The organism is Actinomadura citrea, assembly GCF_013409045.1.
Taxonomy (GTDB): Bacteria; Actinomycetota; Actinomycetes; order Streptosporangiales; family Streptosporangiaceae; genus Spirillospora; species Spirillospora citrea.
Genome location: NZ_JACCBT010000001.1, coordinates 6461720 through 6480805, shown reverse-complemented (window position 1 = coordinate 6480805; position 19086 = coordinate 6461720). Strand labels below are relative to the sequence as shown.

Annotated in this window: 17 protein-coding genes; 13 read left to right on the top strand and 4 right to left on the bottom strand. The window is 72.7% G+C overall.

All coding sequences use genetic code 11. The annotated features are described in order from the left end of the window. Positions 1 to 212 precede the first annotated feature (212 nt). The gene (locus tag BJ999_RS29785) at positions 213 to 998 is read left to right on the top strand and encodes an SDR family NAD(P)-dependent oxidoreductase (RefSeq protein WP_179836332.1); all 786 of its coding nucleotides are present in this window, start codon (positions 213 to 215) and stop codon (positions 996 to 998) included. A gap of 80 nt (positions 999 to 1078) precedes the next feature. Here BJ999_RS29785 and BJ999_RS29780 read toward each other — a convergent pair whose 3' ends face one another. The 3 genes from BJ999_RS29780 to pdhA are packed head-to-tail and all read right to left on the bottom strand — an operon-like array spanning position 1079 to position 4566. Next, complete coding sequence (locus tag BJ999_RS29780; RefSeq protein WP_179836331.1) at positions 1079 to 2395, bottom strand: dihydrolipoamide acetyltransferase family protein; 1317 nt, start codon at positions 2393 to 2395, stop codon at positions 1079 to 1081. Continuing rightward, on the bottom strand, positions 2392 to 3441 hold the full coding sequence (locus tag BJ999_RS29775; RefSeq protein WP_179836330.1) for an alpha-ketoacid dehydrogenase subunit beta: 1050 nt from the start codon (positions 3439 to 3441) through the stop codon (positions 2392 to 2394). Before BJ999_RS29775 ends, BJ999_RS29780 begins: the two co-directional genes overlap by 4 nt. A 9-nt stretch (positions 3442 to 3450) precedes the next feature. Further along, positions 3451 to 4566 carry a pyruvate dehydrogenase (acetyl-transferring) E1 component subunit alpha gene (pdhA, locus tag BJ999_RS29770; protein ID WP_179836329.1) on the bottom strand — a complete coding sequence of 372 codons (1116 nt, stop codon included), beginning with the start codon at positions 4564 to 4566 and terminating at the stop codon, positions 3451 to 3453. Between the two features lie 148 nt (positions 4567 to 4714). Between pdhA and BJ999_RS29765 the strand changes: the two genes are divergently transcribed. Further along, positions 4715 to 5341: a GntR family transcriptional regulator gene (locus BJ999_RS29765; RefSeq protein WP_229810123.1), complete on the top strand. Its 627-nt coding sequence runs from the start codon at positions 4715 to 4717 to the stop codon at positions 5339 to 5341. A 10-nt stretch (positions 5342 to 5351) separates the two neighbouring features. Here the strand turns inward: BJ999_RS29765 and BJ999_RS29760 are convergent, their stop codons facing one another. Continuing rightward, positions 5352 to 6056 carry a GntR family transcriptional regulator gene (locus BJ999_RS29760; protein WP_179836327.1) on the bottom strand — a complete coding sequence of 235 codons (705 nt, stop codon included), beginning with the start codon at positions 6054 to 6056 and terminating at the stop codon, positions 5352 to 5354. Positions 6057 to 6212: 156 nt separating this feature from the next. Here BJ999_RS29760 and BJ999_RS29755 point away from each other — a divergent pair, with 156 nt between their 5' ends. From BJ999_RS29755 to BJ999_RS29705, 11 genes are all read left to right on the top strand, one after another. Then, on the top strand, positions 6213 to 7442 hold the full coding sequence (locus BJ999_RS29755) for an NRAMP family divalent metal transporter (RefSeq protein ID WP_179836326.1): 1230 nt from the start codon (positions 6213 to 6215) through the stop codon (positions 7440 to 7442). A 7-nt stretch (positions 7443 to 7449) separates the two neighbouring features. Further along, positions 7450 to 8058, top strand: a complete 609-nt coding sequence (locus BJ999_RS29750) for a 5-oxoprolinase subunit B family protein (RefSeq protein ID WP_179836325.1) — start codon at positions 7450 to 7452, stop codon at positions 8056 to 8058. Continuing rightward, positions 8055 to 8945: a 5-oxoprolinase subunit C family protein gene (locus BJ999_RS29745; protein WP_179836324.1), complete on the top strand. Its 891-nt coding sequence runs from the start codon at positions 8055 to 8057 to the stop codon at positions 8943 to 8945. The genes BJ999_RS29750 and BJ999_RS29745 overlap by 4 nt, the downstream gene beginning before the upstream one ends. Continuing rightward, positions 8942 to 9733: a putative hydro-lyase gene (locus tag BJ999_RS29740; protein WP_179836323.1), complete on the top strand. Its 792-nt coding sequence runs from the start codon at positions 8942 to 8944 to the stop codon at positions 9731 to 9733. Before BJ999_RS29745 ends, BJ999_RS29740 begins: the two co-directional genes overlap by 4 nt. A 20-nt stretch (positions 9734 to 9753) precedes the next feature. Continuing rightward, complete coding sequence (locus BJ999_RS29735) at positions 9754 to 11115, top strand: protein kinase domain-containing protein (RefSeq protein WP_179836322.1); 1362 nt, start codon at positions 9754 to 9756, stop codon at positions 11113 to 11115. Positions 11116 to 11275: 160 nt separating this feature from the next. Further along, positions 11276 to 12559: an ABC transporter substrate-binding protein gene (locus BJ999_RS29730; protein ID WP_179836321.1), complete on the top strand. Its 1284-nt coding sequence runs from the start codon at positions 11276 to 11278 to the stop codon at positions 12557 to 12559. Next, the gene (locus BJ999_RS29725; RefSeq protein WP_179836320.1) at positions 12556 to 13470 is read left to right on the top strand and encodes a carbohydrate ABC transporter permease; all 915 of its coding nucleotides are present in this window, start codon (positions 12556 to 12558) and stop codon (positions 13468 to 13470) included. Before BJ999_RS29730 ends, BJ999_RS29725 begins: the two co-directional genes overlap by 4 nt. Then, positions 13467 to 14360 carry a carbohydrate ABC transporter permease gene (locus BJ999_RS29720; RefSeq protein WP_179836319.1) on the top strand — a complete coding sequence of 298 codons (894 nt, stop codon included), beginning with the start codon at positions 13467 to 13469 and terminating at the stop codon, positions 14358 to 14360. Before BJ999_RS29725 ends, BJ999_RS29720 begins: the two co-directional genes overlap by 4 nt. Next, positions 14360 to 16651, top strand: coding sequence for an alpha-xylosidase (gene yicI / locus BJ999_RS29715; RefSeq protein WP_179836318.1), 2292 nt, complete (start codon positions 14360 to 14362; stop codon positions 16649 to 16651). Before BJ999_RS29720 ends, yicI begins: the two co-directional genes overlap by 1 nt. Next, entirely contained in the window at positions 16651 to 18015 is a 1365-nt protein-coding gene (locus BJ999_RS29710) for a GH1 family beta-glucosidase (RefSeq protein WP_179836317.1), read from the top strand. The genes yicI and BJ999_RS29710 overlap by 1 nt, the downstream gene beginning before the upstream one ends. Before the next feature lie 81 nt (positions 18016 to 18096). Beyond that, complete coding sequence (locus tag BJ999_RS29705; protein WP_229810122.1) at positions 18097 to 19086, top strand: LacI family DNA-binding transcriptional regulator; 990 nt, start codon at positions 18097 to 18099, stop codon at positions 19084 to 19086.

Here is a 19086-nt window from a genome sequence, read left to right as displayed (position 1 = left end):
CGGCGCCGTTCCGTGGCGCTGGGCTACGTTGCCGCGACGCCGGATCGACCGGTCTCTTCGCCATGCCCGCGGATACTTCGCGGCCCCCGCCGGATCTGATTGGTCGAACCCGGCCGGTGGCCGGATACGGCCACCACCGCGCCGCTCCCGCTTGACAATGAGTGAGCGCTCACTCAGAATCAGGAAGGCAGGCACCTGACCAGGAGGCATTGATGTATTCCGAGCTCAACGGCATGGTCGCGGTCATCACCGGCGGCTCGCGCGGCATCGGCGCCGCCACGGCACGCGCGTTCGCCGCCGAGGGCGCCAGGGTCGCCGTCATCGGACGCGACCGGGCGGCGCTCGACCAGGTGGCCGGGGAGACCGGCGGGATCGGCGTCGCGGCCGACGTCACCGACCTGGCCGCCGTCGAGTCCGCGCGCCTGCGGATCGAGGACGAGCTCGGCCCGGCCAGCGTCCTGTGCGCCTTCGCCGGCGGCGGGATCGCGCGGCCCGGCCCGACCGCGGCCATGACCGAGCAGGAGTGGCGGTCGGTCCTCGACGGCAACCTCACCGCGACCTTCCTCACCCTGAAGGCGTTCCTGCCCGGCATGCAGGAGCGGAAGGCCGGATCGATCATCACGATGTCGTCGTCGGCCGGGCGCCTGCCGACGAACCTGCCGGGGGGCGGCGGCCGGGAACTGGGCAACCCGTGGGGCGCCCCCGTCGCCTACGAGGCCGCCAAGGCGGGCGTCCAGGCCCTCACCCGCCACGCCGCCGCCGAGGCCGGACAGGACGGGGTCCGCGTCAACTGCGTCGCCCCCGGCACGATCCGCACCGAGCGCACCGCCCGGTTCATGCCGCCGGAGACCCAGGACGCCGTGGCCGCCTCCCACCCGCTCGCCCGTCTCGGCGAACCGGGCGACGTGGCGGCCGCCGCGCTCTTCCTGGCCTCGTCCCAGTCCACCTGGCTGACGGGCCTCACCCTCGACGTCACCGGCGGCCGCGTCATGCTCTGAACCCCTGACGGAACGCGGAAGGGCCCTCGCCGCCGGCGGCGAGGGCCCTTCCGCGTTCCGTGCGGGGGTTCCGTGCGGGGCTACGCGACGATGAGCAGCGGGTTCTGCAGCAGCTCGGCGAGGCGGGCCAGGAACTTCGCGGCCGTCGCGCCGTCGGTGGCGCGGTGGTCGACCGAGAGGGTGACCGTCATGCGCTTGCCGGGGACGACCTGGCCGTCGCGGACGACGGGTTCCTCGCGGACGGCGCCCACGGCGAGGATGGCGGCCTCCGGCGGGTTGATCACCGCGGAGAACGAGTCCACGCCGAACATGCCGAGGTTGCTGACGCTGAACGTGCCGCCGCTCATCTCCCGGGCGGACAGCTTGCCGTCGCGGGCCTTGGCGGCGAGCTCGCGGGTCTCCCGGCCGATCTGCGAGACGCTCATGCGGTCGGCGTCGCGGACGACCGGGACGACGAGGCCGTCCTCGACCGCCACCGCCACGCCGACGTGCACCCGCTTGTGGAAGAGCAGGTTCTCCTCGGTGTAGGAGACGTTCACCGCCGGGTGCTCGCGCAGCGCCGTCGCCACCGCCTTCACGACCAGGTCGTTCACGCTGACCTTCGCCGGGGCGAGGGCCTCGTTGAGCGTCGCGCGGAACGCCAGCAGGGCGCCCGCGTCCACCTCGCGGTTCAGGTAGAAGTGCGGTGCCTCGCGCTTGCTCTCGGTCAGCCGCCTGGCCGCGACCTTGCGGAAGCGGTTGAGCGGGACGGCCTCCACGTCCGGGTCGTCGGCCCGGGCCTGGACGGCGGGCGCCGACGGTGCGGAGGCCCCGTTGACGGCGGCGCGAGCGGTGGCGGCCTCGGCGGCGGCCGGGGCGGGCGTCGCCGGGCCGGCGGCGCGCACGGCGGCCTCGATGTCGGCGCGGACGATGCGCCCGCCCGGGCCGGAGCCGGTGAGGGCGGCCAGGTCGATGCCGTGGTCGCGGGCCAGCCGGCGCGCCAGCGGCGACGACGGCGGGCGGGAGGCGGTCGGGCGTCCCGCGGCCCGCGGGGCGGCCGTGGCGACCGGCGCCGCCTCGGGCGCGGCCTCGGGCTCGGGCGAGGCCTTGGCGGCGGGCGCCTGCTCCGGCTCGGCCGCGGGCCGCGCCTCGGCGGCGGGCGCGGGCTCGGGACGGGCGCCGCCGGCGGGGGCGATCACCGCGATCGGGGCGCCGATCGCGGCGGTCTCGCCCTCGGCGACGAGGATCTTCTCCAGCACGCCGGCCTCGTAGGCCTCGTACTCCATGACCGCCTTGTCGGTCTCGATGTCGACGATGACGTCGCCGACCGCGACCTCGTCTCCCGGCTGCTTCTGCCAGGAGCTGATGACGCCCTCCTCCATCGTGTCGGAGAGGCGGGGCATGAGGATCTCGGTCATCGCACGGGCTCCAGAGCGGGTCGCGGGGACGTGGCGTCCGTCCCCGGCGTGATGCGGCCGGTCGCGCGGAGCGTGGCGCGCACGGCGGTCAGCAGGGACTCGGCGGACGGCAGCGCCGCCGTCTCCAGGGACTTGGCGTAGGGGAGCGGCACCTCGGCCATCGCGACGCGCCGGACCGGGGCGTCCAGCCAGTCGAACGCCCCCTCCTGGATCGTCGCGGCGATCTCGGCGCCGATGCCGTAGGTCAGCCAGTCGTCCTCGGCCACGACGGCGCAGCCGGTCCGGCGGACGGAGTCGACGACGGTCTGCCGGTCGAGCGGGCGCAGGCTGCGCAGGTCCACGACCTCGGCGGAGACGCCCTCCGCGGCGAGGGTCTCGGCCACCTCCGAGGCGACGCGGGCCATCCGGGAGTAGCCGATGATCGTGATGTCGGTGCCCGGACGGGTCACGGCGGCGCGGCCGATCTCGGCGGGCTCGACGTCCTCGACCGCGGCGGGCAGTTCGCCCTTGGTGTTGTAGAGGGCGAGGTTCTCCAGGAACAGCACCGGGTCGTCGTCGCGGATCGCGGCCTTCAGCATCGCCGACGCCTCGGCGGGCGTGCTCGGCGCGAGCACCTTCAGGCCGGGGATGAACGAGTAGAACAGCTCGACGTTCTGCGAGTGGGTGGCGCCGAGCTGCTGGCCGCCGCCGCCCGGCGTGCGGATCACCATCGGCACGCTGGCCTGCCCGCCGAACATGCCGTAGATCTTCGCGGCGTGGTTGACGATCTGGTCCAGCGCCAGCAGCGAGAAGTTGATCGTCATGATCTCCACGACGGGGCGCAGGCCGAGCATCGCGGCACCGATCGCGGCGCCGACGAAGCCCTCCTCGGCGATCGGGGTGTCGCGTACGCGGCGCGGCCCGAACTCCTTCAGCAGCCCCTCGGTGATCTTGTAGGAGCCCTCGAAGAGCCCGATCTCCTCGCCCATCAGGAAGACGTTCTCGTCGCGGAGCATCTCGGCGCGGAGCGTGTCCCGGAGGGCCTGGCGGTAGGTCACGGTTGCCATGGGTGCCTCTCAGGAACCGAATACGGGGTCGGCGGGGAGCCGGCGCAGCTCGCCCGGGACCGGGGTGGCGTAGGTGTAGTCGAACAGCGTGGACACGTCGGGCGCGGGGCTGTCGTCGGCGAACGCGGCGGCGGCATCGATCTCCGCCGTCACCTCGGCGTCCAGCCGGTCGCGGTCGTCGGCGGACAGGATCCCGGCGTCCTCCAGGTCCAGCGCCATCCGGGCGAGGGGGTCGGCGGCCTTCAGGGCCTCCTTCTCCTCCTTGGACCGGTAGCGGGCGGGGTCGACGACCGAGTGGCCCTTCAGCCGGGGGCTGACGGTCTCCAGCAGGTACGGCCTGCTCTCGGCGCGGGCGCGCTCGACGGCGGTACGCGCGGCGTCGCGCACCGCGAGCACGTCGGTGCCGTCCACCCGCAGGCTCTCCGTCCGGTACGCGGCGCCGCGCCGGTACAGCTCCGGCTCGGCCGCGGAGTTCTCCACGGTGGTGCCCATGCCGAGACCGTTGTTGATCACGACGAAGACGACCGGGAGGTTCCAGAGGGCGGCGATGTTCAGCGACTCGTGGAACGCTCCGATCGCGGTCGTCCCGTCGCCCATCTGGCACATGACGACCTCGTCGCCGCCCTTGTAGGAGACGGCGAGCGCCGCGCCGGCCGCGAGGGGCACCTGCCCGCCGACGATCCCGTACCCGCCGAGCAGCCGGGCCTCGGCGTCGAACAGGTGCATCGACCCGCCCCAGCCCTTGGACACGCCCGTGGACCGCCCGTACAACTCGGCCATGACGCGCTCCGCGCCGATGCCCTTGGCGAGGGCGTAGCCGTGCTCGCGGTAGTTGGTGAACAGGTAGTCGGTGGGGCGCAGCGCGGCCATCAGCCCGACGACCGTGGCCTCCTCGCCGAGGTTCAGGTGGCAGTAGCCGCCGATCTTGGCCTCGGTGTAGGCGCGGGCGGCCCGCTCCTCGAACCGCCTGATCAGCAGCATCTGCCGGTAGTAGCCGACGAGAGTGCCGGCGTCGGCCGCCGGGGACGCCGCCTCCGGCGCCGCCGCGTCGGTCTTCGGCCCGGGAGCCTTGGCGCCGCGCGCCCGCCGGCTCCGCGCCGGTGCGGCCTGAACGGTCTCAGCCATCGGCGACCTTCCTCTGTCCGGGGCAGCGCCGTAGGATCGCCACGACACTCCCGATCATCATTGATCTATGATCGATCATATTGTATCTCGCACGAACCGCTCACCCGTCAAGAGGCACTTACCGGCCGTGGCGCTACGATCCAGTTTCGTGAAGACCTCCGACCAGCTGCTCCGCACCGGGCTCGCCGACCAGATCCGCGAGTTCATCGTGGAGGGCATCAGCTCCGGGCGATGGGAGCCGGGGGAGCGCATCGTCGAGCGCCGCATCGCGACCGAGCTGGGCGTGAGCCAGGGGCCCGTCCGGGAGGCGCTGCGCCAGCTGGAGGCGCAGCGGCTGATCGAGACGCTGCCGAACCGGGGCGCCCGGGTCCGCGACTTCACCGAGCAGGACCTGGCCGAGATCTTCCCCGTCCGCGCCGGCCTGGAGCGGACGGCCGTGGAGCTGGCGCTGCCCCGGCTCGCCGACTGCCTGGACGCGCTGGAGGCGCACAACCGCCGGCTCGGCGAGGCCGCCCGGGAAGGCGACCTGCACGAGCAGATGCGGCTGAGCATCGCCTTCCACCGCGAGATCGTCGAGACGGCCGGCAACCGGCTGCTCGTCTCGGTGTGGGAGGGGCTCGGCATCGAGCTGTGGACGACACTGTCCCTGCGCCTGCACCACACGGAGATCTACTCCAAGTCGGCCGAGCACGCCGAGCTGATCGAGGCGTTCCGCCGCGCCGACCCGGCCGCGCCGCAGCTGCTGCACGACCACGTCATGAACTACGCCCCGTGACCCCGCCTCCTCAGGGGGCCTCCGCGCGATACGCGTTCGTGAGCTGCTTCTCGGCGTCGTCGAGGTAGGAGCGCAGCTCCCGCTCCGCCCCGGCGAGGTCGCCGCCCGCCATCAGGTCGTGGATCCGCCGGTTGCGGGCCAGGTAGGGCTCGTGGAACTTGCGCGGCGAGCCCATCTCGTGGAAGACCAGGCGCATCTCGGCCAGCAGGTGCTGGATCATCTCGTCCACCCGCGGGCTGCCCACCAGTGCGGCGATGGCCTGGTGGAAGCGTATGTCGGCGGTGCCGACGTCCGGCCAGCGCCCGGCGGCGGCGGCGCGCTCGCCGTCCAGGACCGCGGCCTCCACCCGGCCGAACGACCCCGCGGGGGCCTCCCGCGCGCACCGTACGCCCTCGCACTCCAGGATCCGACGGACCCGGTAGAGGTCGGCGAGGCCGTCGGCGGTGACCCGGCGCACGAACACGCCCCGGTTGAACTCGTGGACGAGCAGCCGCTCCTGCGCGAGCAGCCGGAACGCCTCGCGCACGGTGTTGCGCGAGACCTTCAGGGCCTCGCCCAGCTCCTCCTCGCGGACGCGCTCGCCGGGGGCGAGCCGCCCGTCGGTGATCTGCTCGCGCAGCAGGCCGGCGATCCGCGCGGCGGTGCTGGTGCGGTCGAGGTCGTGCCGGGCGGCCGCGATGCCGGCCAGCCACGAGCCCTGCGCCGGCACGGGCATCAGCCACCTTCCGGGGGTAGGCGCGGGAGGACGCGCGAAGGTTCGGGGAGGCCAGCCTATCCCCGAGGACGGGAGAATGCATCAACAGGTCTCTTGATGGATTGTTGAACAATCCCTACGCTTGCGGAAAGTCGAACCCCCTGGAAGGGCCCCGCCATGACGGACCCAGCGACCCTCGACACCACCACGGAACCGGCCGCCCGCTCGCGTCGCGCCGCGCTCACCGGCGCCATGTTCCTGATGGCGACCAGCGCCATCGGACCCGGCTTCATCACCCAGACCACCGTCTTCACCGCCGAGCTCGGCGCCGCGTTCGCGTTCGCGATCCTCGTGTCCGTGCTGGTGGACGTCGCGATCCAGTTGAACGTGTGGCGCGTCGTCGGCGTCTCGAGGATGCGCGCCCAGGAGCTCGGCAACCGCGTCCTGCCCGGCGCCGGGTACGGCCTCGCCGCGCTGGACGTGTTCGGCGGGCTGGTGTTCAACATCGGCAACGTCGCCGGCGCCGCGCTCGGGCTGAACGCGCTGCTCGGCCTGGACGTCAAGATCGGCGGCACGCTCTCCGCGCTGGCCGCCATCGCGATCTTCCTGGTCCGGCGGGCCGGCGTCGCCATGGACCGGATCGTCGTCGTGCTCGGCGCCGTGATGATCCTGCTGACCCTGTACGTGGCGTTCGTGTCCGAGCCGCCCGTCGGGGACGCGCTCCGGCAGAGCGTGGCGCCGGAGACCGTCGACTTCCTGGTCATCACCACGCTCATCGGCGGGACGGTCGGCGGCTACATCACCTACGCGGGCGCGCACCGCATGATCGAGTCCGGGGTGACCGGACCGGACAACGTCAAGGAGATCAACCGCAGCGCCGTCACCGGCGTCCTCGTCACCGGCCTCATGCGCGTGCTGCTGTTCCTCGCCGTCCTCGGCGTCGTCGCCGGCGGGGTGACCCTCGCCAAGGAGAACGCCCCCGCCTCGGCCTTCGAGAACGCTGCGGGAGAGGCCGGCCTGCGCGTCTTCGGCCTGATCATGTGGTCGGCCGCGATCACCTCGGTCATCGGCGCGTCCTACACCTCGGTGTCCTTCCTCGTGTCGTTCTCCTCCTTCGTCGAGCGGCACCGCAACCGGCTGGTCGTCGCGTTCATCCTCGTCTCCGCCGCCATCTACCTCGTGATCGGCACCGCCCCGGCGAAGCTGCTCGTCCTCGCGGGCGCGCTGAACGGGCTGATCCTGCCGTTCGGGCTCGCCGTGCTGCTGTGGGCGGCCGCCCGCCGCCGGGACCTGCTCGGCGGCCACCGCTACCCGGTCTGGCTCCTCGCCATCGGCGTGGCGGCCTGGCTGCTGTCGCTCTACCTGGGCTGGAACAGCCTGTCCGGGCTCGACGACCTCTGGAAGTGAGGGCGGGGTGCGGATCCTCCCGAACGGCGACGCGGCGCTGCTGGTCGAACTGCCGGACCTGCCGGAGATGCTCGGCCTGTACGCGGCGCTCGCCGCGTCCCCGCCGCCCGGCGTCGCCGACCTCGTCCCGGCGGCCCGCACCCTGACCCTGCTGCTGGACCCGTCCGCCGACCCGGCCGCGGTTGCCGCCGCGGTGCGCGCCACCCGGCCGGGCACTGCGGACGGAGGCGCCGGCGAGGCCGAGATCCCCGTCGTCTACGACGGCGACGACCTCGCCGAGGTCGCCCGCCTCACCGGGCTCGCCCCGGACGAGGTCGTCGCCGCGCACACCGGGACCCCGTGGCGGGTCGCGTTCACCGGGTTCGCGCCCGGGTTCGGCTACCTGGAGGGCGGTGACCCGCGTTTGGACGTCCCGCGCCGCGCGACGCCCCGCGTCCGCGTCCCCGCGGGCGCGGTCGGTCTCGCCGGGCGCTTCAGCGGCGTCTACCCGGTCGAGTCCCCCGGCGGCTGGCGCCTCATCGGACGCACGGAGGCCGTCCTGTGGGACCTCGAACGCGATCCGCCCGCCCTGCTCCGCCCGGGGACCCGGGTCCGCTTCGTCCGGAGGGAACTGTGAGGCGCCGTCTGGACGTTCTCCGCACAGGACCCCTGGCGACAGTCCAGGACCTGGGCCGCTCGGGTCACGCGGCGCTCGGCGTGGGGGTGTCGGGCGCCGCGGACCCGGGCTCGTTCCGACTCGCCAACCGGCTGCTCGGCAACCCCGAGGAGGAGGCCGCGGTCGAGGTCACCTTCGGCGGCCTGCACGTGCGCTGCCGCGGCGGCGTGTTCGCCGCGGTGACCGGTGCGCCCGCCCCGCTGCTCGTGGAGGGCCGCTCCGAGGCCCCCTACTCGGTCCTCCACGTCCCGGACGGCGCCGAACTGCGGATGGGCGCCCCGCCCTCCGGACTGCGCAGCTACCTGGCCGTGCGCGGCGGCGTCGCCGTCCCGCCCGTCCTCGGGTCCCGCTCCACCGACACCCTCTCCGGCCTCGGCCCGGCCCCGCTCGAACCCGGCGACCTGCTTCCCGTCGGCGCGCCGCCCGCCGCCGCGCCGCTCCTGGACGCCGCGCCCGTCCGCGCGCCGGGCGGCGGCGACATCGAGCTGCGCGCGATGCCCGGCCCCCGCCACGACCGGTTCGCCCCCGGCGCGCTGGACGCCCTCTTCTCCGCCGCCTACACGGTGACCAGCGAGATCGACCGCGTCGGCATGCGCCTGGACGGGCCGGGACTGGAGCACGCCGGGCGCGGCGAGCTGCCCAGCGAGGGGACGGTCACCGGGGCGCTGCAGGTCCCGCCGTCCGGGCGGCCGGTGCTGTTCCTCGCCGACCACCCGCTCACCGGCGGCTACCCCGTGATCGCGGTGGTCGCCTCCGCCGACATCGGACGCGCCGCCCAGGCCCGTCCCGGGCAGCGGCTCCGGTTCCGGCCGCACCCCGCACCGAACCTCCGGGAGGACAGACCATGACCGCACCCCTCGACCCGGGCGCGCTCTCGCCGGACCAGGCGAGGTCCCTGTTCCGGGCCGGCCTGCGCGTTCCCACGTCCGGCTGGTGCTCCGGCTGGACGCAGGCGAACCTCATCGCCGTCCCGCGCGAGTACGCCTTCGACCTGCTGCTGTTCGCGCAGCGCAACCCCGGGCCGTGCCCCGTCCTGGACGTCACCGAGCCCGGCGAGACAGCCGCCCCGCTGTTCGCCGGGGACCTGCGCACCGACCTGCCCGGCTACGTCGTCTACGAGCACGGGGAGCCAGTCGCCGAGGTGGGCGACGTGACCGCCTACTGGCGCGAGGACCTCGTCTCGTTCCTCATCGGGTGCAGCTTCACCTTCGAGGACGCGCTCCGCGAGGCCGGCGTCCCCGTCCGGCACATCGAGCAGGGCTGCAACGTCCCGATGTACCGGACGAACCGGATGTGCCGCCGCGCGGGCGAGTTCGGCGGCCCGCTCGTCGTCTCGATGCGCCCGATCCCGGCGGCGCAGGTGGCCGACGCCGTGCGCGTGACGGCCCGGTACCCCTCCGTCCACGGCGCGCCCGTGCACGTCGGCGACCCCGTCGAGCTCGGCATCGACGACCTGTCCGCCCCGGACTTCGGCGACCCGGTCGAGATCCGGGTCGACGAGATCCCGGTGTTCTGGGCCTGCGGCGTGACCCCGCAGGCGGCGGTGATGGCCTCCCGCCCCAAGCTCGCCATCGGGCACGCCCCCGGACACATGGCGATCACCGACGCCCGCGACAGCCGGTACCTCGTTCCCTGAGTCCGGCATAGAGTTCGTCCATGCCCGAGATCATCGCCCCGGGCGAACGCCTCGGGGGGCGCTACCGCATCGAGCGGCCTCTCGGCGCCGGCGGCATGGCGACCGTCTGGCGCGCGGTCGACACCGTGCTCGACCGCGCCGTCGCGGTCAAGGTCCCCAAGGACGGCGGGCCCGAGGAGTTCGCGCGGCGCCTGCGCCAGGAGGCTCAGGCCGCCGCGGCCCTCACCCACCCCGGCATCACCGGCGTCTACGACTACGGCGAGCACCGGATCGGCTCGCAGGGGTCCGCGCGGCGCGAGTCCCGCCGGATCCCGTACGTGGTCATGGAGTTGCTGGACGGCGAGAGCCTGGCCGTGCGCCTGTCGCGCGGCCCGCTGCCCTGGCGCGAGGCGGCCGGAATCTGCGCCCAGGTCGCCGACGCCCTGTCCGCGGCCCACGACGCCGGCATCGTGCACCGCGACATCAAGCCCGGGAACGTCTACCTCACCCCGGTCGAGGTGAAGGTCCTCGACTTCGGCATCGCGTTCACCGGCACGACGGGCGGACCGGTGATGGGCACGCCCGCCTACATGGCGCCCGAACTGGTGAGCGGGACGCCCCCGACACCGGCGGCCGACGTCTACTCCCTGGGCGTCGTCCTGCACGAGTGCCTGACCGGTGCCCCGCCCACGCCCTCGTCGGCCTTCCGGAAGGACACGCCGGACGAGGTCGCCGCCCTCTGCCGCGACTGCCTGTCCCCGGACCCGGGCGCGCGCCCCACCGCCGCCGGAGCGGCCCGCCTCCTGGCCGGCGCCGCGGGCGTCCAGCTCCACGTCCCCGGCGCCGCCGCGCCCGCCGGCCTTCCGCCTCCGGATCGGCCCCGCAACCCGACCCGCGTCCTGGACGACCCCGGGCCTCACCGGCGAGGGGCCGGGCGGCGCCCGCTGCTGATCGCCGGGGTCGCGGCCGGGGCCCTGGTCGCGCTGGCCGCGCTGCTGGCCGCCCTCGCGCCCGACTCCTCCGATCAGGCCGGCGCGAAACCGCCGGCGCCGTCCCCGCCGGCGGGCCGGACGACGGCCGCGGCGGCCGCGTGCTCGGTGTCGTACCGCGTCGACGGGACGTGGCCGCGGGGCTTCCAGGCGACCGTCCGCATCACCAACCTCGGAAACGGCGCGATCGACGGCTGGACGCTGGGCTTCGCGTTCCCCGACGGGCAGGCGATCACCCAGCTGTGGAACGGCGGCCGATCGCAGGACGGGGCGTCCGTCACGGTGACGGCGGCGGAGTGGAACCGGTCGATCCCGCCGCACGGGACGGCCGAGTTCGGGTTCCTCGGGAGCCAGGACGGCGCCAACGGCGCGCCCTCGCGGTTCACGCTGAACGGCACGGAGTGCAGCCGCTGAGCCTGCTCATGGGAGCGCTCCCAGATGATCGTCGCAGGTCAGCGGGCTCGTGGCCTAATTGAGGTGGGTCGTCCTATTGTGTCGCGCCTGATCGAGGGCTTAGCATCCCGGCAATCGAAGCGCTTCGACAGGCGCTCGGTCCCACCCCGGAGGAAGACCCATGATCAAGGCAGGCAGGAGCGCGGCGGTGCTCGCCGCCCTTGCCGCGGCGGCGCTGTCGCTCACGGCGTGCGGCGGCGACGACGGCGGTTCCGGCGGCAAGGAGCTGAAGCTCTGGCACTACGAGGCCCCCGACAGCGCCATGGGCAAGGCGTGGGACGAGGCGATCAAGGAGTTCGAGGCCACCCACCCCGGCGTCAAGGTGACGTTCGAGGAGAAGGGCTTCGAGCAGATCCAGAAGACTGCGCCCATGGTGCTGAACTCCAAGGACGCCCCCGACGTCATGGAGTACAACAAGGGCAACGCGACCGCCGGCATGCTCTCCAGGCAGGGCCTGCTCACCGATCTCACCCCCGAGGTCACCAAGCGGGGCTGGGACAAGCTGATCAGCCCGAACGTCCAGGTCACCGCCAAGTACGACGCCAAGGGCACGATGGGCGGTGACACATGGTACGGCGTCCCTGACTATGCGGAGTACCTGCAGGTCTACTACAACAAGGACCTGTTCGAGAAGAACGACGTCAAGATCCCGACGACGTTCGCCGAGCTGACCGCCGCGATGGACGCGTTCGTCGCCAAGGGCGTCACGCCGCTGACCAACGCGGGCGCCGAGTACATGGCGCACCAGTTCGTCTACCAGCTCGCCCTGGACAAGGCCGACCGCGCCTGGGTGGACGCCTTCCAGCGCTACACCGGCAAGACGAACTTCAACGACGCCGCATGGACCTACGGGGCGACCACCTTCGCCGACTGGGTGAAGAAGGGCTACATCGCCAAGAAGTCCGTCAGCCTCAAGGCGGAGGACGCCGGCGTCGCGTTCATGAGCGGCAAGTTCCCCATGATGTTCTCCGGGAGCTGGTGGTTCGGCCGGGTCGCCGCGGAGGCGAAGTTCGACTGGGAGACGGCCGTCTGGCCCGGCGCCAAGATGACGCTCGGCTCGGGCGGGAACCTCTGGGTCGTCCCCAAGGGGTCGGAGAACAAGCAGCTCGCCTACGACTTCATCGACATCACGATGAAGAAGCAGGCGCAGGCCACGCTCGGCAACGCGGGAGGCGTGCCGGTCGCGGCGGACCCGTCCGCGATCACCGATGCCAAGGCCAAGAAGCTCATCGCCGACTTCGACGGGCTGACCCGGTCCGACGGGCTCGCCTACTACCCCGACTGGCCGGTCGCCGGCTTCTACGACGCCTGGGTGGCGCAGACGCAGAAGCTCATGAACGGCACCGCGCCGGGTGAGGTCCTCGGCGGCATCCAGAAGACCTACGACGGCGGCCTGCCGAAGTGACGACGCCAGGCCGCGGCCGGTCGCGGGAGCAGTGGGGCTACCTGCCCTACCTGCTCCCCGGCCTGCTCCTCTTCACCGCCGTCATCGGGGTGCCGTTCCTGATGAACATCGGGACGAGCTTCACCGAGTGGACGGGCGTCGGCGCCCCCGAGTGGATCGGGCTCGGCAACTACCGCGAGCTCGTCCGGGACGGGGAGTTCTGGGCCTCGTTCCGGCACAACGTCCTGATCATCTTCGGGATGGCGATCGTCCCGACGATGATCGGGCTGGTGCTGGCCGCGGCACTGACCGACCTGGTCGACCGGCACTTCGGCCCGCGCACCGCGAGCGTCCTGCGCGCCTGCGTCTACCTGCCGCAGGTGCTGCCGGTCGTCATCGCGGGCGTGGTGTGGAGCTGGCTGCTGGCCCCGGAGAACGGCGCGGTCAACGCGCTCCTGGACGCCGTGGGCCTCGGCTCCCTCGCGCACGACTGGCTCGGCGACCCGGCCACCGCCCTGTGGAGCGTCGTCGGCGTCATGGTCTGGATGCAGATCGGCTTCCCGTTGGTGATCTTCATGTCGGGGCTGCAGCGGGTCGACCCGTCGCTGTACGAGGCGGCGGAGATCGACGGCGCCTCGTGGGGCCGCCGGTTCCGGCACGTCACCGTCCCGCAGATCCGGCCGGAGATCTTCGTCGTGCTGCTGTGGACGACGATCGCCGCGCTGAAGGCCTTCCCGCAGATCTTCGTGCTCACCAAGGGCGGCCCGGGCGGGGCGACGAACGTGCCGTCCTACTACTCCTGGGTCAACTTCTTCGAGAAGTCCGACGTCGGCTACGGCTCGGCGATCGCGACCGTGCTGACGCTGGTCATCCTCGCGCTGACCGTCGTCTTCCTGCGCCTGCAGGCACGCGACCTGGAGGAGGGGCGATGACCGCGACGCTGACGAGGAAGGCGGGCGCGCCGCCGCGCGACCGCCGGGGCGCGGCCCGCCGCGCCCGCCGCCGCGGCCCGTCCGCCTACGCGGTGCTGGTGGCGCTGGTCGCGCTCGCCGGCGTGATGCTGCTCCCGTTCGTCGTGGTGGTCTTCAACGCGCTGAAGACGCCGCAGGAGTACTCCTCGAACGGCCCATTGTCGCCGCCGGACGGGTTCCACCTGGACGGCGTCCGGCAGTTCTGGGAGCGCGTCGACTTCGGGCACGTCCTGCTGAACAGCGCGATCGTCAGCGGCTCCGTCGCCGTCCTCGCCGTGCTGCTGTCGGTGCTCAACGCCTACGCGCTCGGCATCGGCCGGATCAAGGGGCGGATGTGGGTGCTCGCCCTGCTCCTCCTGGCGAACACGCTGCCGCAGGAGGCGCTCGTCTACCCGCTGTACTACATGGCGAAGCAGGTCGGCCTGTACGACACCAGGATCAGCGTGATCATCGTGTTCACGGTCATCCAGAGCGCGTTCGGCACCTACCTGCTGTCGTCGGTGATGGCGGCGTTCCCGCGCCCGCTGCTGGAGGCGGCGCGGATCGACGGCGCCGGCCGGTGGCAGGTGCTGTGGCGGGTCGTCGTCCCGGTCGTCCGGCCGACGCTGTCGGTCCTGCTCGTGTTCTTCTTCGTGTGGACCTGGAACGAGTTCCTGATCCCCATGGTCTTCCTCATCTCCAACGAGAACCAGACGGTCTCGGTCGCCCTCGGCGTCCTGCAGGGCCAGCGCCTCATGGACGCCACCATGTCCAGCGCCGCGTCGCTCCTCGGCCTCCTGCCGACCGTCGCGTTCTTCCTCATCTTCCAGCGCACCCTTGCGCGCGGACTCACGGCGGGGGCAATCAAGTAATGAAGTTCAGTGACGGCTACTGGATGCTGCGCGAGGGTGTGCGGGCGTCGCATCCGGTGGAGGTCCTCGACGTGGACGCCGGGCCGGGCGCTTTCACGGTGCACGCGCCGGTGCAGCGGATCCGGCACCGGGGCGACCTGCTCAAGGGTCCGGTGGTGACGGTGACGTGCGAGTCGCCGATGCCGGACGTCATCGGCGTCACCCTCACCCATTTCGCGGGGGAGCGGCGGCGCGGTCCCGATTTCGAGCTGGCCGCCGACCCGACGGGGGAGGTGTCCGTGGACGAGGAGGCGGCGACGCTGACGTCAGGCGCCCTGTCGGTCCGGGTCGGGCGCGAGGGGGAGTGGGGCCTGGACTTCCTCGCGGGCGGGCGCCGTCTGACCGGGAGCGCGCCCAAGGCGCAGGCCGTCATCGACACCGACGACGGCCGCCACTACGTGCGGGAACAGCTCGACCTCGGCGTCGACCACTTCGTCTACGGGCTCGGTGAACGGTTCGGGCCGCTGGTGAAGAACGGCCAGGCCGTGGACGTGTGGAACGCCGACGGCGGAACGGCGAGCGAGCAGGCGTACAAGAACGTGCCGTTCTACCTGACCAACGCGGGCTACGGCGTTTTCGTCGACCATCCCGGGCGGGTCTCGTTCGAGGTGGCGTCGGAGGCCGTCGCCCGGACGCAGTTCAGCGTCGAGGGCCAGTCGATGCGGTACTTCGTCATCTACGGGCCGTCTCCGAAGGAGATCCTCCGCAAGTACACGGCGCTCACCGGACGGCCCGCGCGGCTGCCCGACTGGTCTTTCGGGCTGTGGCTGTCCACCTCCTTCACGACGTCCTATGACGAGGAGACCGTCACCTCGTTCATCGAGGGGATGGCGTCGCGCGACCTGCCGCTCAGCGTCTTCCATTTCGACTGCTTCTGGATGCGCGAGTTCCAGTGGTGCGATTTCGAGTGGGACCCGCGGGTGTTCCCCGACCCGGAGGGGATGCTGCGCCGGCTGCGGGACCGCGGGCTGCGGGTCTGCGTCTGGATCAACCCCTACATCGGGCAGCGCTCGCCGCTGTTCGAGGAGGGGCGTTCGCGCGGCTACCTGCTGAACCGGCCGGACGGGGACGTGTGGCAGTGGGACAAGTGGCAGCCCGGCCTGGCCGTCGTCGACTTCACCAATCCCGAGGCGCGGGAATGGTATGCGGCGAAGCTGGAAGCGCTGCTCGACATGGGCGTGGACTGCTTCAAGACCGACTTCGGCGAACGCATCCCCACCGACGTCGTCTACCACGACGGTTCGGACCCGGACCGGGCGCACAACTACTACACCTTCCTCTACAACCAGACCGTCTTCGACCTGCTCCGCAAGAAGCGCGGTGAGGGCGAGGCGGTGGTCTTCGCCCGGTCCGCCACGACCGGCGGGCAGCGCTTTCCCGTGCACTGGGGAGGCGACGCCGAATCGAGCTTCGAGGCGATGGGGGAGAGCCTTCGCGGCGGCCTCTCCCTGGGCATGTCAGGGTTCGGCTACTGGAGCCACGACATCGGCGGTTTCGAGGGCACGCCCGATCCGGCGCTGTTCAAGCGGTGGATCGCGTTCGGTCTGCTGTCCTCGCACAGCCGCCTGCACGGCAGCCATTCCTACCGGGTGCCGTGGCTGTTCGACGAAGAGTCGGTGGACGTCCTGCGGCACTTCACCCGCCTGAAGATGCGCCTGATGCCCTATCTGGCCGGCGCGGCCCGCCAGGCGTACGGGGAAGGGCTGCCGATGATGCGCGCGATGGTCGTCGACTTCCCGGACGACCCCGCCTGCACGCATCTGGAACGCCAGTACATGCTGGGCGACGACCTGCTCGTCGCGCCGGTGTTCTCGTCCGGCGGGGAGGTCGCCTACTACGTGCCGGAGGGCGTGTGGACGCACTACCTCACCGGCGAGCGGGTCGAGGGCGGCCGTTGGGTTCGTGAACGGCACGGGTTCGACGGCGTGCCGCTGCTCGTCCGCCCAGGTGCGGTCCTTCCGGAGGGCGCGGTGGACGACCGTCCCGACTACGACCATGCCGACGGCGTCACGTTGCGCGTGTACGAGCCCGCAGACGGCACCACCGTCGTCACCCAGGTCGGTGACAGCACATTCACGACGGTGAGAAATGGTGAAAACCTGCGCGTGACAGGCGAGGGGAACTGGAACGTCCTCTTCGTCAACGCGCGCGTGGCCGCGGTCGAGGGCGGAGAGCCGTCAGACCATCCGTACGGTGTCCTCGTCAAGGCGACCAGTGGCGAAGTGGTCGTCACCATGGAAGAGGAGAGCTGATGGGGTTCCCGGAAGGTTTCCTGTGGGGAGCGGCCACCGCCGCCTACCAGATCGAGGGCGCGGCCCAGGACGACGGTCGCGCACCGTCCATCTGGGACACCTTCAGCCACACCCCCGGCAAGGTCCTGAACGGCGACACCGGCGACGTCGCCACGGACCACTACCACCGCTGGGAGGAGGACGTCGCGACGATGGCCGAGCTCGGTCTCGGCGCCTACCGGTTCTCCATCTCATGGTCGCGGGTCATGCCGGACGGGGCGCCCAGCCCCAAGGGCATGGACTTCTACTCCCGCCTGGTCGACGGGCTGCTCGACCACGGCATCGCCCCGGTCGCGACGCTCTACCACTGGGACCTGCCGCAGGCGCTGGAGGACGCCGGCGGCTGGCCGGACCGCGACACGCCCCGCCGGTTCGCCGACTACGCCGAGCGCGTCGGGCGCGTCCTCGGCGACCGAGTCCACACCTGGACGACGCTGAACGAGCCGTGGTGCTCGGCGTTCCTCGGCCACGCGTCCGGCGTGCACGCCCCCGGGCGCGCCGACCCGGTCGCCGCGCTCACCGCCGCGCACCACCTGAACCTCGCGCACGGCCTGGCGGTCCGCGCGCTGCGCGGCGTGGTGTCGCCGTCCGCGCGGCACTCGGTCACGCTCAACCTGCACCACCTGCGCGGCGACGCGGAGGCGGTCCGGCGGGTGGACGCCGTCGCCAACCGCGTGTTCCTCGACCCGATGGTCGGCAACGGCTACCCCGCCGACCTCCTGGAGGACACGGCGCACCTCACCGACTGGGGCTTCCTGCGCGACGGGGACGCGGACATCATCGCCGCGCCGCTCGACGTCCTGGGCGTCAACTACTACTCGCCCACCCTCGTCCGGGACTGGGACGGCGCCACCCCGCGCGCCCACGCGGACGGCCACCGCAGGGGCGCGGCCAGTCCGTTCGTCGGCTGCGACGCCGTCGAGTTCGCCGGGCAGCCCGGCCCCCGCACCGAGATGGGCTGGCCGATCGACGCCACCGGCATGGAGGAGCTCCTCCTGCGGCTGCACCGCGAGTACCCGGACACGCCGCTCATGGTCACCGAGAACGGCGCCGCGTTCGCCGACGCGGTGGACGCCGACGGCCGCGTCCGGGACGAGCGGCGCATCGCCTACCTGCGCGACCACATCGCCGCCGTCGAGCGGGCGTGCGAGGCGGGGGCCGACGTCCGCGGCTACTTCGCCTGGTCGCTGCTCGACAACTTCGAATGGGCCTACGGCTACTCCAAGCGGTTCGGCCTCGTCCGCGTCGACTACGCCACCGGCGACCGCACCTGGAAGGACAGCGCCCACTGGTACCGCGACGCCATCGCCGGCGGCCCGTCGTGACGCCCGCGCGCGGGGTTACGATCATTCGCACTCTCCACCGCTTCGAGGACGACGGGACGGTCCGTGGTCAAGATCACTGATGTGGCACGGCACGCGGGGGTGTCGCCGAGCACGGTCTCCTACGTGCTGAGCGGGAAGCGCTCGATCTCCGAGGAGACCCGGCGGCGCGTCCGGGCGAGCATCCGCGAGCTCGGCTACCGGCCGCACGCGGGCGCCCGCGCGCTCGCCAGCAGCCGCTCCAACGTGCTGGCGCTGATGATCCCGCTGCGCTCCGGCATCGCCGTGCCCGTGGTCATGCAGTTCGCCGTCTCCGTCGTCACCGCCGCGCGCCGCCACGACCACGACGTCCTGCTGCTCACCCAGGAGGAGGGCGAGGACGGCCTGCGGCGCGTGGCCGACAGCGCCCTGGTCGACGCGCTGATCGTCATGGACGTCCAGATGAGGGATCCGCGGCTGCCGCTGCTGCGCTCCCTGGACCGGCCGAGCGTGCTCATCGGCTTCCCCGCCGACGCGGGCGACCTCACCTGCATCGACCTCGACTTCCACGCCGCCGGCGCGGTCTGCGTCCAGCACCTCGCCGGGCTCGGCCACCGGGAGATCGCGCTGATCGGCTCGCCGCCCGAGGTGTACGCGCGGCAGACCGGCTACGCCCAGCGGGTCGCCGACGGGTTCGCCGCCGCGGTCGGCGCGCACGGCCTGGCCGGGGAGGTCCACCCGTGCGAGGCGACCGCGGACGCGGCCCGCGCTCTCGTCGCCCGGCTGCTCGCCGAGCGTCCCGGCCTCACCGGCGTCCTCGTCCACAACGAGCCGGTCGTCGGCCCCGTGGTGCGGGCTCTGCGCGCCGCCGGCCGGCGCGTCCCCGAGGACGTGTCCGTCGTCGCGCTGTGCCCGGACGAGATGGCCGAGCACGCCGAGCCGCCCCTGACGTCGGTGGCGATCCCCGCCGAGGAGGTCGGCGGCCGCGCCGTGGAACTGCTGATGTCCAAGCTCGACGGCGTGCCCGTGCCCGCCGCGACCCTGCTCCCGCCCACGCTGACCCGGCGCGCCAGCAGCGCGCCCGCGCCCAGCTGA

Bases quoted from the DNA above. Each gene is read 5' to 3' on its own strand.
- BJ999_RS29780 (WP_179836331.1), bottom strand. From the start codon at position 2,395: ATGACCGAGATCCTCATGCCCCGCCTCTCCGACACGATGGAGGAGGGC.
- BJ999_RS29730 (WP_179836321.1), top strand. From the start codon at position 11,276: ATGATCAAGGCAGGCAGGAGCGCGGCGGTGCTCGCCGCCCTTGCCGCG.
- pdhA (WP_179836329.1), bottom strand. From the start codon at position 4,566: ATGGCTGAGACCGTTCAGGCCGCACCGGCGCGGAGCCGGCGGGCGCGC.
- BJ999_RS29785 (WP_179836332.1), top strand. From the start codon at position 213: ATGTATTCCGAGCTCAACGGCATGGTCGCGGTCATCACCGGCGGCTCG.
- BJ999_RS29735 (WP_179836322.1), top strand. From the start codon at position 9,754: ATGCCCGAGATCATCGCCCCGGGCGAACGCCTCGGGGGGCGCTACCGC.
- BJ999_RS29760 (WP_179836327.1), bottom strand. From the start codon at position 6,056: ATGCCCGTGCCGGCGCAGGGCTCGTGGCTGGCCGGCATCGCGGCCGCC.
- BJ999_RS29775 (WP_179836330.1), bottom strand. From the start codon at position 3,441: ATGGCAACCGTGACCTACCGCCAGGCCCTCCGGGACACGCTCCGCGCC.
- BJ999_RS29755 (WP_179836326.1), top strand. From the start codon at position 6,213: ATGACGGACCCAGCGACCCTCGACACCACCACGGAACCGGCCGCCCGC.
- yicI (WP_179836318.1), top strand. From the start codon at position 14,360: ATGAAGTTCAGTGACGGCTACTGGATGCTGCGCGAGGGTGTGCGGGCG.
- BJ999_RS29740 (WP_179836323.1), top strand. From the start codon at position 8,942: ATGACCGCACCCCTCGACCCGGGCGCGCTCTCGCCGGACCAGGCGAGG.
- BJ999_RS29710 (WP_179836317.1), top strand. From the start codon at position 16,651: ATGGGGTTCCCGGAAGGTTTCCTGTGGGGAGCGGCCACCGCCGCCTAC.
- BJ999_RS29720 (WP_179836319.1), top strand. From the start codon at position 13,467: ATGACCGCGACGCTGACGAGGAAGGCGGGCGCGCCGCCGCGCGACCGC.